Source organism: Pedobacter vanadiisoli, from assembly GCF_042684385.1.
GTDB lineage: Bacteria > Bacteroidota > Bacteroidia > Sphingobacteriales > Sphingobacteriaceae > Pedobacter > Pedobacter vanadiisoli.
In genome coordinates this window covers 1-15568 of sequence record NZ_JBHULL010000015.1, presented here as the reverse complement: position 1 = coordinate 15568, position 15568 = coordinate 1, and the positions used below count along the sequence as shown (strand labels likewise).

Sequence of the window (15568 nt, the reverse complement as noted above, 5' to 3'; positions counted from 1 at the left end):
TAAAAGGTGCAGTTTGAACTGCACCTTTTATATTAGGGATTCTGTGGCATCCCTGAAAGCTCTATTACCTGCTCAGGAATGGGCAACACGAAACCTGTTGAATTGGGGGTTAGTGAATAATTTATCCCTTTAACAACCCTGTTGAAGATAATCCCCGCGCCTTCCCTGTTTAACCTTTTTACATCAGGCCACCTTAGTCCGCGCATCAGTAATTCTTTTCTTCTTTCTGTTAAAATCATTGTTTTAACCACCTCCTGATCTGAACTTTGTTTATCCACAAAAGTATTTTTCTTATACCGGTTACGGAGCAGTTTGTTAAGGTCTGCCAATGCTTCAGGCAATCTGTTCATCCTGGCTAAACATTCAGCCCTCATTAACAGTACTTCATCAACAGCTATACCTCCAAAAAATGTTGTAGACCCTTCGTAACTTCCTTTAAAACCATATGTTCCGTTTTTATTATCGTTAAAAAATATCACTTTCCGAAGGTCGTTAGGTTCATATAAGGCAATAAGCTGGGGATCTATTTTAGCCCTTACGTTTGATAAAGGCACACCTGTAAAAAAACTGTCGTGAAGCACTTCAACATTAAATCGTGGAATGGGTAGCGCGCTGGCGGGACTGAGGCTATTGAAATCCATCAGCTCACTTTTCAATTGTAAAGATGAATCGGCGTAAAGAAAGGCTTCATTGTATCTTCGCATAGAAAGCAAAGCCCTGGCCAACAATCCAAATGCAGCAGCCTTTGATGGACGTATTACATGCACGGCAACCGGGGGCAGGCATCGTATGGAAACCTTAAGATCTGCCAGTACCTGCGCATATCCCTCCTCTACACTTGCCCTAAACGAAGGCACGTTAAAATCAGTGCCTTCCCGGAGTGGCACACCAAGGTCTGTACCAGCCGATGCTGCATCATAAGCCGGTGCCCAAACAAAAAGGCTCTTCAGGATAAACTTTGCCCGGTAAAAATAAGCCTGTCCACTCACATTATCCCATTGCGGAGCATTCGAAGCTATACGCGGAATTTTTGCCAGGTTTTCTATAACACTATTGGCCCTGTAAAGAGCCCTGTAATTGTTGCCCCATTCGTTAAGATCAGGTAAGAAGATGTTGGCGCGCTGCCAGGTATACATATTCCGTTCGTTCTCTAACCTGGAAGAAAAATCAGCATCGGTGAGGTAAAAATCGGTCGAACTCATTTCCATTGCATTACCATCGGCCTGATTAAGCACCTGGTAATGATCTAACAGCGATTGCTGATCAGCCAAAGTTTCGGCAATGGCGAGCGAACGGTCAGATTTTTCATCAAGGAACTTTTTACAGGAAAAAATAACCAACAGCAAGGGCAAAATGATATAAATTAATTTTTTCATAGTGGTATACTTATAAATTTGTCTTAAAACCTATTGCTATATTTTTAGGATCTGGCAGGGCTCGAAAATCGGGGTCAATGCCTTCACGGTTTTCGCGCCAGATAATTCCCAGGTTTGAGGCAACCAAAAATACCTTTGCCTGCGATAAGAGCCTCCTGCCTGACTTTTTACCCGAAATGTCAAAGCCGATATTAACATATTGAATACGGACATGATCACCTCTCAGCACATTGACCTCGGCACCATAGTAAAACTCATCCCTGCTGGATGAAGCCGGATACACCATACTGGGCACATTGGTAAAGGCCTCATCGCCCGGCTTTTGCCATCTCGAAGCAAATTCACCATTACCATCCCGGCCCACAAACAGCGAGTAATAATTTAATGAGGATTTCCTGATGTAATAACCCAGCTTAAAACTCAACCTGAAACTGGCACTAAAGCGGCCGCAGGAAAAACTGTTCCCTATTGCACCAGAAAAAACCGGCAGTGCCGGGCCATGGTACACCATATCTTCAACACGTACGGTATTACCGAACAGAGCACTATAATTTTTGCTTACCGTGCCAGCCTGTATACCCTGCGGATCACCGGTTTGAGGATCAAGCCCGGCCCACTTATACGAAAACATGCTGAAAAGCGGATAGCCTACTGCACCGGCAGAGGTAATATTTCCACCAACTAGTGATCGTACACTGGAAGAAGCATCATAGTTTTTTACCACTTTATCTTTATAATAATTTAAGAAAAAGTCTGTTGTCCATATAAATTTCCCAGTTGTATTGATGGTGTTTACCTCCAGGTCTGCCCCATCGCCCTGTATTGAACCCACATTTTTTACTACGGTAGAACCAATGCCAGCAGTAAGATCTATCGGACTAAGTGCTAAAAGATCAACAGATTTTTTTCTAAAAAACTCAATGCTCCCTTTTATCCTGTCCCCTCTGAAACCAAAATCAAGTCCTGCATTAAACATATAAATGCGTTCCCATTTCAACTCCGGATTATTATAATTATTGAATATGGCATAAGGCAACTGCGTGTAAGGAGAGTTAATGCCTGCATAGATAATTGAAGTGGCAGCAGACCCTTTAGGATCGGTATTACCACTTGCACCAAAAGTCATCCTGAGTTTTAGTAATGGCAATAAAGTTGAGGTGTAAAACTTCTCCTTGCCAATGTTCCAGGCAAGCCCTGAAGAAAAAAGCGGGTTCCATTTATCGTTCGTAGCCAAGCCAAAAAGGTTTGAAGCATCTCTTCTTGCACTTAGCGAAAGCGTATAACGATCGTCAAAAGTATAGGCCGCATTTGCAAACAAGGATACAAATCGTGATACAGAGCCTGTAAAGCCATCACCGTTAGGCACAAAAGCCGTATTCCCCGTTATAATAGTTGGGTAAGGATTTACATAATCTACCACGCCGGATGTCAGTGTTGATTCGTTAACACCATAAACACGCTTGGTTTCCCCGTCAATTACTGTACTTCTTAACTCTGCACCGGCCAATGCAACAATCGAATGCCGGCCAAAGTACTTGTTAAAATCGAGCTGGCCCCTACCATTATGGGCCGTAAGCAGCGAAAGTTCACGATCTCTGATTGATCCTGCCGGGATAACTCTCTTCAACAGCCCATTTGCATCTATTGAGGAATAAAGATTGACCGCTTCCCTTACCCTATAGCTGTTTTCAAGATAATTGGTACTGGTTTTGGTACTTTCACGCTGGAGCTGGTAACTTGCCGTAAATTTTAACCAATCTGTAAGCTGATAACCCGCCCTAAGCGAAGTCAGTACCGAATTTACGCCGGTACCTCCTAAAACATTTTTATGATCCTCAAGCGGAACATACTGCCAGTCTAAAAGCTTACCACTCCCAATGGTAGCCAGATAGGATGCCCGGTAATTCCTCATTACGGCAAGCGGGTTGCCATTATCATCTGCAAGCCTGGTATAAGGTGGCAAGTTCCCTGTAGCAGTATTCAGTTGCGAAACATCATCCTTTCCCCTGCCGCTATACGAATAGGTAAACATCAGGTTGGCCCCTAAAGTGAGTTTATCAGTAACCTTTATATTTTGATCGACCTTTAAACTATAGCGGCTAAATGGTGCACCAAGCGAGCTAATGTTCCTATCGGCCCCGGCGGAGGCCAGCCAGTTTCTTTTCTCCGATCCGCCATTTAACGATAGCGAATACTGTTGAGCAGTAGCCCTCGAGAACACATAACGGTCAAGATCTGTTCGGAGGTCATAGCTCCGTAGCAGGTCCATCCTCTTTGCCAGTTCCGGTGCCGAAAGCTTACCGTCCCTTGCTGCAATCCTTAACTCCACTGCTTCAGAGAGTGCAAATCTGTCTGTGCCTGTTTCGATAGTGTTAAAATAACCTTTATCAAAAAGAAAATTTTCTACCTCAATAAAATCAGAAACTCCGATCTTGTTCTGGTAAAACAGGTCGGGTTTATCGGTCACTTTAAAGCTCCCTGAAAAAGCTACTTTTAATGGCGAATTATATTTTGCCTTTTTAGAGGTTATGACTACCACGCCATTTCCTGCCCTGGCTCCCCAAATCGAAGCAGCCGCAGCATCTTTAAGCACGGTTACACTCTCAATATCGTTAGGGTTAATGTTATCGATATCCCCTTCATATGGAAAATTATCCAATACGATAAGCGGTGCACGCACACCTCTTAACGTTCCGATACCTCTGATGATTATTCCATAGCCTCCACCGCCGTTGCTCTTACGATCTATGCTGTAACCACTTACCATGCCCTCTAACCTGCTAATAATATCTGTTCCGACCTGCTCGTTAAGCATCTTGCCAGATACCAGGGCAAAAGATCCTGTAGCCCTTTCTTTAGGCAGTTGTTGGTATCCGGTGCTCACTTCAACAGTTTGGAGCTGCAAATTATTGAGGGAGAGTGTTACATTAAAAATCCCTGAAAACGGAATAGATACCACAGTATCCAATTGTGCAACATTCAACCCTGAAAACCTCAGCTTGTGCTTTCCTGTAGCCAGAGGCAGTGAAAAATCGCCCGTTTCAGACGAAATAATGGTTTGTCCCCCGTTTGTACGAATGGTAATCCCCGCAAGCGGTTTTCCATCTGTACCTGATACCAGGCCCTTTAAACGTTCTTGTGCAGAGGCTGTAGAAAAGCCCGACAACAAAAATCCTAAGAGAAATATAACAGTGTGCAGGCGAAATACCGCATGTAATTTAAAATTGATATGCATCTTTCCCATCCCCTCAATCTTTTTTAGCCTTAGTCCTTATTGCTTCAATCTTCTTTCTCCTATCTCCTATCACATCCATATGTTTAAGCAACAATCCTATATTTTCTACTGTTAAAAGCTCTGCGGTAGTTACGGCACGTACGCTACCATGGGCAATCCATACGTAATGTGGAAGTGCCTTGTGCGGAAAAGCTTTAAGAAATACCGAATCGGCTGCAATTACAGCTAGCTTTGTAGCGGTAAAAGTACCTGAGCCCGACTTAAACCTGGCGATGAGCGATTCTGCACTATCTCCTGTACCTACCGAATTTACCAACAGCACTTTTACCTTGCCCGGAAAAGCTTTTTCAATACTTTCCAGTTCAGGGAATCTTTTAATACAAGAGCCGCACCAACTGGCCCAAAAATCAATTATTAAAAGTTTACCCTTATCAGCCGTAAGGGTATATTCGCGTGGTACAGCCTGTTCCAGTAATAGGTGTTTAAAGTCCCAGAAAGCCTTAGGCAATTGATCTCCCACGGCTATCGGAGTAATCTTTACCGATGGGGTGCCCTGTGTAAATCCACTAAATGCAAATAGTTGCGAGAGCAATAAAATAGAATAAATATTTTTTATCATGATCATGATTTGTTAGAAAGTTTAGGCGTGTAATATGTTCAGGCAGAGACCGCGCGGGCAGAACCTCCCGCACCGGCCTTGCCACCACTGTACCCTGTTTTGCGGCTAGGGCAAATTCAGCGGAAAAGCTTTGATCAGAAAAGACATGGCAATCCCTATACAGCCACAACCGTTTATTTTAAACTTTAGTTAGTTGAATTGAAAAATTATTAGCAGGCTATGCTTTATTAAAAAGCCAGATCCAAACTATAAAATGACCGGCCTGTTCTGCCCTGTTCAAACAAAGCTATTTAGCTTTAAAGCAGATAACCTACAAGAAAGAAACTGCTTAATTTGGGCCGTACACTCTGCATTGGCTAGATTTATAAAAAACTAAAAGCGGAACGTTTTTATCAGCAAAAGGACATTCTTTATTATGATACCCCATCGTAAAACTAAACAATACATAACGACAGGGGAAACAGTCAATGTCCGCTGCCAAATGCGTGTTACGATTATGTCCAGCTTTCGTGTTAACAGTATGCAAATTTTCTCTTTGCTCATAAGCATACCATACTGCCAGCGGACTGTACAACAAAGCCCAGCAAAAGAAAAAAAGCGGCAAATAAGCATTATTGAATTTCATCATCTGGTTTGGTTGAGTGGTTAAATTAAATCGTATTGAAACTTTGTTTTGAAGTAAAAGGCAGGTATTAGGCAAAAAATCCGGACATAACAATCCCATTGCGGTATAAGCCACTTATTTTTTATAAAAATTCCATTAAAACATCAGTTTTATGCAGAATATCAAAACATCCCTGCAAAGAGGAATAAGGCAGGCTGTCATCATGAAGAACCTAAACTATCATTAACCTTATGGTTAGCCTGCCTTATCTAAAAATTATTCTGGATTTTTGGGTTTTAAGGCATAAAGCCGATCAAACGGACAACCCAACAGTGACTGGTACAGAAATACCCGAAAATAGCAAACTATTAAAACAACATCCTGGAACACCGCCAGATGAGGCGATATTAAACAGTTAGTCGAATTTATATTTTGTTTGCTCATAATCGTATGTTATGAGTCTTGCATGAGAAAGAAAAGTGGGCTTCCCAAACCATAACCTCATAATGTTTCTCACGCCTTACGTTGAAATGGAATTACAGCAGAAGCCCACTCTTATTTTGGAAAGCTAAAGATAGCAATTCCGCTATAAGAAATGGGATAAAATCTGCTGTCTTGCTCCAACGGCGTGAGATTTGAGGTTGCAAGACTCTTAATTTTACCTTAACTGATTGTTATTTTTATTACGTAAAGGTAAATAAAAAAAAGCCAAATGTCAAGTAATTACATGACGATTTTAAATAAAATATCAAAGACATTGCCAATTATATTTTATTAGCAATGAAATGATTAGTGAGAAAGAAAAAATAGTTCTGAAAAGCTTCGGTAAGCATTTAAAATCGTTAAAGGAGAAACAGAAACTTTCTTATCGCGAATTTTATAAAAGAAGCGGGGTTAATACCGGAGATATTATTAAATATGAAAATGGTGAAACCAGTCCAAGTTTTATTACAATAATGAGATTGGCAATAGGTTTAAAAATCCACCCAAGGGAGCTTCTTGATTTTAATTTCGGAATAGACTTTAGCGCGGGGCTAGAATAATAATATTCAGGTTTCAAGACTCTTCTCAAATAAGGTAACCCAAACAAAGTAATGTCAATTTAAGGTTCAACAAATTTTCTCTAAATACCTCCGGAAAATCAATCCTTGAATTAACTTTAGCCAAAAAACGCAAAGCTACTTCATTACAGGGACAATTGGTTTTTGCCACATAAATAAAAACCCGTAGTAATCATGGTGTATTATACTACGGGTTAGCGTCATTCCCTTTACTTTTAAGCAAATTCATTTGGCCAAGAATTTCAAAAATGCCGATTCATTGTTACTGTGCCAGCGTATAATTTCCAGAGCCACTGATCTTTTCTCCACCATCGAGTGTACCGGTAAAGGTAAAACTATTGAGGCCGGTTTTGGTTACGGTTAGGTTAGGCGAGGTATAACGGTATTTTCCATTCTCGAACCAGAACAAGAGTGCGTGGAGCGCACATGATCCGCCTAGATTATCAGAGGTAAAGGTACCACTTTCAGCCTTAGGCATAGCGTAGATCGTTAATTTTTTCCCATCACCGGCATCTGGATCCAAACCAATGCGGATGCTGCCCGGACACTGTACATTATCTATTACCGCCCTGAGACTGTAGGTAACACGCGTGGCCTGAAGGGTTATTTCGGCGGTATTCGGCTTAACAGAAGGCGTTCCAGCTCTTTGGGCAGTACCAGATCCCGAGGTTTGTCCATTCGTCGACGCAAGAGTTGCGCCAGATTCCAGCCTTGAGGCCGAGTTCGACCCAATTTTTGAAACCTGACTCGTACCACCGCAGTTGGATACACAGTATTTTGTTCCGTTTACACAGTTATAGGATGGCCCTCCTTTTACTTCACTATAAGCTGTTATAAAGAATTCCATAGCACTTCCTGTTGGTACTATTTTGTTATATCCGGGCGCGTGAGCATACGTTTGCCCGGGATCGAGCACAAACAACCCGCCATTCATCTTTTCCTTCGTCTTGCCATCGGCAGCTACAATCCAGGGGCCAAAAGTAAAGCTAACGCGTTTGTCTGATCGGTTCTCAATGCGCCAATTATATGCGTATGCACTCACCGAAGGTTCATAGCCAATAGACTTATAAGATACATAGAGATTTGGAAAGCAAGGCGCTGGTTTGGCCACACTCCATTCTGTCTTGTTGTAGCCTCTGTTTTGAGCCCAAATCCCGTCAAAACTTAAAAGCAACAATAAAAAAAAGTAAACTTTTTTCATGACAATAAATTGATTTGTTTGACCTTATAAACTTCAGAATTTGTCAAAACAGAAACAATAGCTAGCACTAGCTATTTATGTGTTCATACCCAACCTGCCTCAAAAGCTTTCCTGATCAGTTCCTGTGGCGTGCGTGCCTGTGCTTTGCGGAGGATATTTTTCCTGTGGGCATTAACGGTATGCAGACTGATAAACAAAGCCTCGGCAATTTCTTTGCTGCTGAAACATGATATGACCAGTTTCAGCACCTCGCGTTCCTTTGGGGTGAAAGGATCTGTTGATGGGCTAAGATCAACATCGGTGCTAATGTTAAAATAGGAAGGTTCGCCATCCAATCCAATAATCGAAAAGCAGGGCATCCCTTCAGATTTTATATGCGTAATATCAGTATCAATATCTAACGTACGGTAATAATTCTTTTCGTCATAGTCAATTTGCACAGCCTGGTGAAGTAGCCTAATGTAACGGCCATCCTTTGCTTTCATGCGGAGGTCGTACTGCATCTTGTATTTAGGGATTTTTTCAAACGGAAGTCTGGAAAAAAACTCTGTAATGCGCCGTTCGAATTCGAGAAAATAAGGCTTATCCTGCGGGTGCAGGATGTCTAGCAAGCGTTGAATATTCATTTCTTCCGGCGTGTAGCCCAGCACAGCGCTGATACCGGGACTGACGAACTCAAGTTCGGCCTTGAAAATATTAAATACGTAATAATAGTAAGTACCCGGCTGAAACAGATGCAGAAGACGTTTATGCAGCTCAAATTGTAGCTCAAGCTCGTGCGGCCTGCCTGACTCTTCTTTAACAACAGTGCGCCAGATCTTTTTAGCAGATTGGTACAGCGAAGCATTTTGGTTAGACATAGAATGAAAACGTTAAATCGATTACATTACTTAAATATAACAATAAATTATTATACACTAATCTTCAGTTGAAGCCATAACTACTGAAACCTTTAAGCAGGCCTGTTTTCGCATAACCAGCTTTGCATATAGGGAAAGGCCTGGGCTTGATTTTTTTCTGCTTGTATATTATCAAAGGCCATACCGCACCATTGTAATAGCGATACGCCTATAATCGAACCCCGTTGAAAATTATCAATGATATTTTCCCCACCTGATTGATACCCGTTTTCATGGAATACCACTATTGGATCGATATTAAGGTGAATACAGGCCGCGTAAGACCATGCGATGGCCATCATCTCCCCACCCTGATGGAGATCGGAGGATGCTAAATCATCGCTCATACTCTGTCTGATTTCGGGTGGCATACAAGCCAGATGTCCTGCTTCGTGCAAAATATCACCGGGATAAAGCAACTTATTGATATCGATAATCAAAGTTCCATCACTGAGTTTCAAACCAGGAAGAAAGGTTTGACCGTCGATTTCGGTTAGCTTATAAACCAAACCGATCCTATCTAAGAAAGAAAGGATCGGTGAGATTTCCGTCAAAATGGATTTCATATTGAAAGACTTGAAATGGGAAAAGGGTATACCCCCTGCCCAACCCTGTTGGTTTAAAGGTTACTTAAAGTTGTATTTTAAACCAATTTCAAATTCGCCATTGGCATAATTCTGTAAAGCCGAAGTATTGGTGGTATACATCACCAAAATAGCCAGTTGGTTTTGATAGGTTGTACCTGCACCTACTGAAACGCTGTTGCTGCTGTGGTAAATGGTGCTTAACAATAGTTTATTGGTCCAGAATTGGGTATTAATACCTAAATCTACAATATCGCGGTAATTATCAATGCCACGATAGCTAAACTTGGGTTCGATTACACTTAACACTTTATTCGGGTTAAGGAATTTGTAGCTTACTGCAGCAAAATAGGTTGCGCGATCTACCACTGTTCTGGCCACATCACGGTTAAAGAAACGTTTCATGTTGGGTAACGCCGCCTGGATATTCAAATTCTGGTTGCGGAAAGCAATCCCGAAATCGCCATCAAAGTACAGTTTACGTTGGTTAAAGTTGGTTAAGGACAAATCGCCCTGGTCGCCCCTGATTTTACTAAAATCAATCCACTCGTTCATAATGCCCGCCGAAAGACCAAAATCAAGGTAACTCGTTTCGTTATTGAGCGGTAAATGATAAGCATAGGTACCTTTTAAACTGGTACGCTGAATCACTCCTGCATTTTCATTGTAAAATGATAAACCAGCCCCTACTTTATTGCTTTGGGTACCATATGTTGCTGTTACGGCCTGCATGGTAGGCGCACCTTCAATAGAGGTCCACTGGGCCTTGTAACCTGCATTGAGCTCCCACCCTTTTTCAATACCAGCCATGGCCGGATTACTTAAATAAAGGTTTTGATAATACATGCTCCCCATTGGGTTAAGCTGCGCAAAGGCCGGAATGCAGAAACCGAACATCACCAATGTGATAAGCATTTTCCTTGTTTTCATCTTTATACTTTTTTATGCCATAACCAGTGTTTAAACCGGTTATAGCAGGTTAAATCTTAGTTATTACCTACAATTGTGATGTATCCTTTTCTTACACCAACTCCGGGGCCGAAATCGATGATGTAATAGTAAGCACCTTCCGGTACTACCGATCCCCTGAAAGTACCACCCCAGCTGTTATCATAGCCTTTCATTTCAAATACCATTTTTCCTGAGCGGTCAAACACTTTAACCGTATTGTTTGGATACATATCGATATTCTCTACTTTCCAGGTGTCGTTTTTACCATCACCGTTAGGTGTAATTACGTTCATGATATTCAGCACCTGGTAATCGGCCCTTACCTCAAGGGTAAAGGTTTTGGTGCTGCTACGACCGTACTGGTTAAAACCGGTAACCGTGTAGGTAGTGGTTTGAGATGGCCTAACTGTTAATAAGGCATTGTTTTGTCCGCTAAGGATACCATTGGCATTTGACCACTGGTAAGTTAAGGCTCCACTTGCGGTAAGTACGGCAACCTCGCCTTTGCTAATGCTGTTACCTTTATTGCTGGTAATGGTAATTACCGGTGGCGGGTTCTCGATCACGGTAAACGACTGCACCACATTGGTTGCTGCCTGGTAATCGGAATTTCCTGCCTGACTGGCGGTAATGTTGATTACACCTGCTTTCAGGATTTCTACTTGATTACCATTAATGATACGCGCTACTGCAGGGTTGCTGCTGGTATAAGTTACCGGTAAGCCTGAACTTGCAGTTGCCGTTAAAGTAAATGTACCATCGGTATCTAATTTATTTGGTAAAGCTGCAAAAGTAATGGTTTGTGCACCCGGATTAACCGTTAGTGTACCCGCAACATACGTGATGCTGTAGTTTGCTGCTACCGCACCACTGGCTGTAATCGGATAATTACCAGCCCCCGATGCCGTTGTAGCGGTTGTACTTAACACCACCGGACTGGTTAACACCGCACTGCTTTCGGTACCCACAAAGCCACTGTAACTTGCGGTAAGGGCAGGATTTGCTGCACCGAAAGTTTTGGTATTATTGTCGGCTGTAATTACCAGTGCTTTTCTGGTAATTACCAGGTCGGCAGGTGTGTAAGTAATACTGTAGTTTGTTCCGGCTGATATGGTATTCTGTGCAATTGCATAGTTACCAATATTCTCTCCGGCTGCACGGCTCAAGCTACCTGTAATAGCATCGCCCGTGGCCAAAGCACCTGCAGAAAGTGTATAGGTTAAAACAGGATCTGCTTCGCCATAAACTTTTGTTTTCGCATCGGCAGTAACTGTAATTGGTTTTGCACTGATGTTTGCTGTAGTAGTTGCTACACTGGCCAAAGTATAATTGGCAGCTTTAGCTCCCGATAACTGCAAACCTGCACCTGTTACCACTTTTGCAGTACCTACATTTTTATCTGCAAAGGTTGCTGTGCCACCGGTTAAGGTTACATCGGCAACATCGGCTGCTAATACACCGGTTAACGTTCTGCCTGTAAGGGCAGCGGTAGTATTCCCATCGTAGATTTTGTTGCTGGCAGTAATGCTGCCGTTAACCGTTTTCGCAGTAATGGCTGCTGTTGTTGTTGCTACGCCGGTTAAGCTATAGTTAGCAGCTTTTGCACCGGCAAGCGCCATACCTGTTGAAGTTACCGTTTTGCCGGTACCTACGTTTGCATCGGCGAAGCTCGCTGTACCTCCTGTTAAGATAACATCAGCAGCATCGGCGGTTAAAACACCTGTTAAGCTTCTGGTTAATACCGTGGCAGAAGTGTTACCATCGTAAACCTTGCTATCAGCAGTAAATGTTCCGGTGATATTCCTTACACCAATGTTAGCCGTTGTTGTAGCAATACCTGTTAGATTATAGTTAGCAGATTTTGAACCGGCTAAAACCATTCCCGCTGAAGTTACCGTTTTACCTGTACCAATATTAGCATCGGCAAAACTCGCTGTGCCACCTGTCAAGGTTACATCGGCCACATCGGCTGCCAGTACTCCTGTTAAAGCTCTGGTTAAAATGGTTGCTGTGGTGTTACCATCATAGGCTTTGTTATCAGCCGTAAATGCACCAGCGATATTTTTTGCCGTAATGTTAGCTGTTGTAGTCGCTACTCCTGTTAGATTGTAATTTGCTGCTTTGGTTCCGTTTAAAGTTAAGCCCGCAGCCGATACCGTTTTAGCTGTACCTACATTTGCATTGGCAAAATTCGCGGTTCCACCGGTTAAAATAACATCGGCAACATCGCCTGCCAATACACCAGTTAAAGTTCTGGTCAGGATATTTGCAGTGGTATTACCATCATACACCTTGCTATCGGCAGTAAAGTTACCCGCGATATCTTTTGCGGTAATATCGGCAGTTGTGGTAGCAACCGAAGCTAAAGTATAGTTGGCAGCTTTGGCACCTGTTATGGTCATGCCTACGCCAGTAACGGTTTTACCGGCGCCTTTATTGGCATCAGCAAAGCTTGCCGTACCACCTGTTAAAGTTACATCAGCTACATCAGCTGCCAGTACTCCTGTTAAAGTTCTGGTTAATATGGTGGCGTTGGTATTGCCATCGTAAACTTTATTTCCAGCTGTAAAGTTACCGGTAATGGTTAAACCAGTAATATTTGCCATAGTAGTAGCTACTCCTGTTAAATTATAATTGCCTGCTTTCGTACCTGACAAACTCATACCTGCAGCAGTAACGGTTTTACCCGTACCTATGCTGGCAGTGGCAAAGCTTGCAGTTCCGCCGGTTAAGGTTACATCGGCTACATCAGCTGCAAGCACGCCAGTTAAGGTTCTGGTTAAAACGCTTGCAGTAGTATTGCCATCGTAAACTTTGTTATCGGCAGTAAAGTTACCGGCGATATCTTTTGCGGTAATATCGGCAGTGGTCGTACCAACGGATGCTAAAGTATAGTTGGCAGCCTTAGCGCCTGTTAGTGTTAAACCTGTTGCGGTAACGGTTTTACCCGTGCCTTTGTTCGCATCGGCAAAAGTTGCTGTTCCTCCGGTTAAAGTTACATCGGCTATATCGCCCACTAACACACCTGTTAAGGTCCTGGTTAAGATAGTGGCAATGTTATTCCCATTGTACACTTTATTATCGGCCGTAATATTACCTGTAATGGCCAGACCAGCAATATTGGCTGTAGTGGTACCCACACCTGTTAAGTTGTAGTTGCCGGCTTTTGCTCCTGTAATGGCCATACCTGAAGCGGTAACCGTTTTAGCTGTGCCTACGCTGGCTGTTACAAAACTGGCTGTACCACCCGTCAGGTTAACGTCAGTAACATCACCTGCAAGTACACCGGTTAAAGTCCTGGTTAATACTGTTGCTGTTGTATTACCATCGTACACTTTATTATCGGCAGTAAAGTTACCACTGATGTTTTTGGCCGTAATGTTGGCCGTAGTTGCATTTACGGTAGTAATGTTGTAATTACCTCCCTTAGCTCCCGCCAATACCAAACCTGATGCATTTACAGATTTTCCAGTGCCTACATTTTCGTTATTGAATGTTGCCGTACCGCTGTTAACAGTTACATCTGCTAAGTCGGCAGGTACTACACCCGTTAAGGTTCTGGTTAAAATAGTGGCGGTAGTATTGCCATCGTACACTTTACTATCAGCGGTGAAGCTTGCAGTAAGGTCTTTAGCGGTTATATCAGCAATTGCTGTATTTACTGTACCTAAAGTGTAGTTAGCTGCTTTGGCACCACCAAGTGTCATTCCGGCAGCAGTAACGGTTTTACCTGTTCCTTTATCGGCATCGGCAAAAGTTGCTGAACCTCCTGTTAGGGTAACATCGGCTGCATCTGCTGCCAGTACACCGGTTAAAGTTCTGGTTAATACGGTAGCAGTAGTATTACCATCGTACACTTTATTACCAGCAGTAAAGTTACCTGTTAAGGCCAGTCCGGTAATATTGGCTGTGGTGGTAGCCACTCCGGTTAAGTTATAATTTTCTGCTTTGGTTCCATCCAGGGTCATACCTGTTGAAGTAACTGTTTTACCTACGCCTACAGTTGCTGTAGCGAAGGTAGCTGTACCACCAATTAATGTTACATCAGCAACATCAGCTGGTACTAAGCCTGTTAAGCTTCTGGTTAAGATGCCTGCCGTAGTGTTACCATCATAAGCTTTATTGGCTGCCGTGAAGGTTCCGGTAATATCTTTTGCTGTAATGTTAGCTGTAGTTGTATTTACGGCAAATAAAGTATAGTTACCAGCTTTAGCACCAGCTAACACCATACCGGTTGAAGTAACGGTTTTACCATTTCCGGTATTGATACTACCAAAGGTTGCTGTTCCGCCTGTTAAGGTAACATCGGCCGCATCGGCTGGCAATACGCCTGTTAAAGTTCTGGTTAAGATGGTGGCACTGTTGGTACCATCGTAAACTTTATTATCGGCGGTAAAGCTACCTGTTAAAGCCAGACCGGTAATGTTAGCAGTGGTTGTAGCAACTGAAGACAAGGTATAGTTAGCCGCTTTGGTACCACCCAAAGTCATGCCCGCTGCAGTAACGGTTTTGCCAGTGCCTACATCGGCTGTACCGAAAGTGGCTGTACCACCTGTTAGGCTTACGTCGGCCGCATCGGCTGGTAATACGCCCGTTAAGCTTCTGGTTAATACACTTGCTGTGGTATTACCATCGTAAACTTTATTATCAGCTGTAAAGCTTCCGGTTAAAGCTAAGCCGGTAATATCAGCAGTAGTTATACTAATTGTTGTTAAATTATAATTACCTGCTTTGGTTCCCGTTAGCGTTATGCCTGTCGCAGTAACTGTTTTACCGATACCGGCATTTTCGTTATTGAAAGTTGCAGTACCACCTGTGCCAGATACATTCGCGACATCACCGGCTAATACACCTGTTAATGTTCTACTTAGAATTGTTGCAGTATTGGTACCATCGTAAGCTTTATTACCTGCAGTAAAATTACCAGTGATATCTTTGGCAGTAATATTAGCTGTAGCGGTATTAACTCCCGATAAAGTATAATTAGCAGCCTTAGTACCACCTAATGTCATGCCAGCTGCTGTAACAGTTTTGCCAT

General features: G+C 42.7%; 9 protein-coding genes. 1 reads left to right on the top strand and 8 read right to left on the bottom strand.

Annotated elements, in window-relative coordinates:
* Positions 1–32: 32 nt before the first annotated feature.
* The 3 genes from ACFSR6_RS16990 to ACFSR6_RS16980 are packed head-to-tail and all read right to left on the bottom strand — an operon-like array spanning position 33 to position 5230.
* Positions 33–1376, bottom strand: a complete 1344-nt coding sequence (locus tag ACFSR6_RS16990) for a RagB/SusD family nutrient uptake outer membrane protein (RefSeq protein WP_379080993.1) — start codon at positions 1374–1376, stop codon at positions 33–35.
* A gap of 10 nt (positions 1377–1386) precedes the next feature.
* Complete coding sequence (locus tag ACFSR6_RS16985) at positions 1387–4620, bottom strand: SusC/RagA family TonB-linked outer membrane protein (RefSeq protein ID WP_379080991.1); 3234 nt, start codon at positions 4618–4620, stop codon at positions 1387–1389.
* Positions 4621–4624: 4 nt separating this feature from the next.
* The gene (locus ACFSR6_RS16980) at positions 4625–5230 is read right to left on the bottom strand and encodes a TlpA family protein disulfide reductase (protein WP_379080989.1); all 606 of its coding nucleotides are present in this window, start codon (positions 5228–5230) and stop codon (positions 4625–4627) included.
* Between the two features lie 1389 nt (positions 5231–6619).
* Here ACFSR6_RS16980 and ACFSR6_RS16975 point away from each other — a divergent pair.
* Complete coding sequence (locus tag ACFSR6_RS16975; RefSeq protein ID WP_379080987.1) at positions 6620–6877, top strand: helix-turn-helix domain-containing protein; 258 nt, start codon at positions 6620–6622, stop codon at positions 6875–6877.
* A gap of 280 nt (positions 6878–7157) precedes the next feature.
* Here the strand turns inward: ACFSR6_RS16975 and ACFSR6_RS16970 are convergent, their stop codons facing one another.
* From ACFSR6_RS16970 to ACFSR6_RS16950, 5 genes are all read right to left on the bottom strand, one after another.
* A complete protein-coding gene (locus ACFSR6_RS16970) occupies positions 7158–8096 on the bottom strand; it encodes a hypothetical protein (protein WP_379080986.1) in 939 nt (312 codons plus the stop codon).
* Between the two features lie 83 nt (positions 8097–8179).
* The gene (locus tag ACFSR6_RS16965; protein ID WP_379080984.1) at positions 8180–8956 is read right to left on the bottom strand and encodes a LuxR C-terminal-related transcriptional regulator; all 777 of its coding nucleotides are present in this window, start codon (positions 8954–8956) and stop codon (positions 8180–8182) included.
* A 92-nt stretch (positions 8957–9048) separates the two neighbouring features.
* Positions 9049–9561, bottom strand: a complete 513-nt coding sequence (locus ACFSR6_RS16960; protein WP_379080981.1) for a hypothetical protein — start codon at positions 9559–9561, stop codon at positions 9049–9051.
* A gap of 60 nt (positions 9562–9621) precedes the next feature.
* Entirely contained in the window at positions 9622–10509 is an 888-nt protein-coding gene (locus ACFSR6_RS16955; protein WP_379080979.1) for a PorP/SprF family type IX secretion system membrane protein, read from the bottom strand.
* A gap of 56 nt (positions 10510–10565) precedes the next feature.
* A partial coding sequence (locus ACFSR6_RS16950) for a YDG domain-containing protein (RefSeq protein ID WP_379080976.1) occupies positions 10566–15568 on the bottom strand: 5003 nt, incomplete at its 5' end.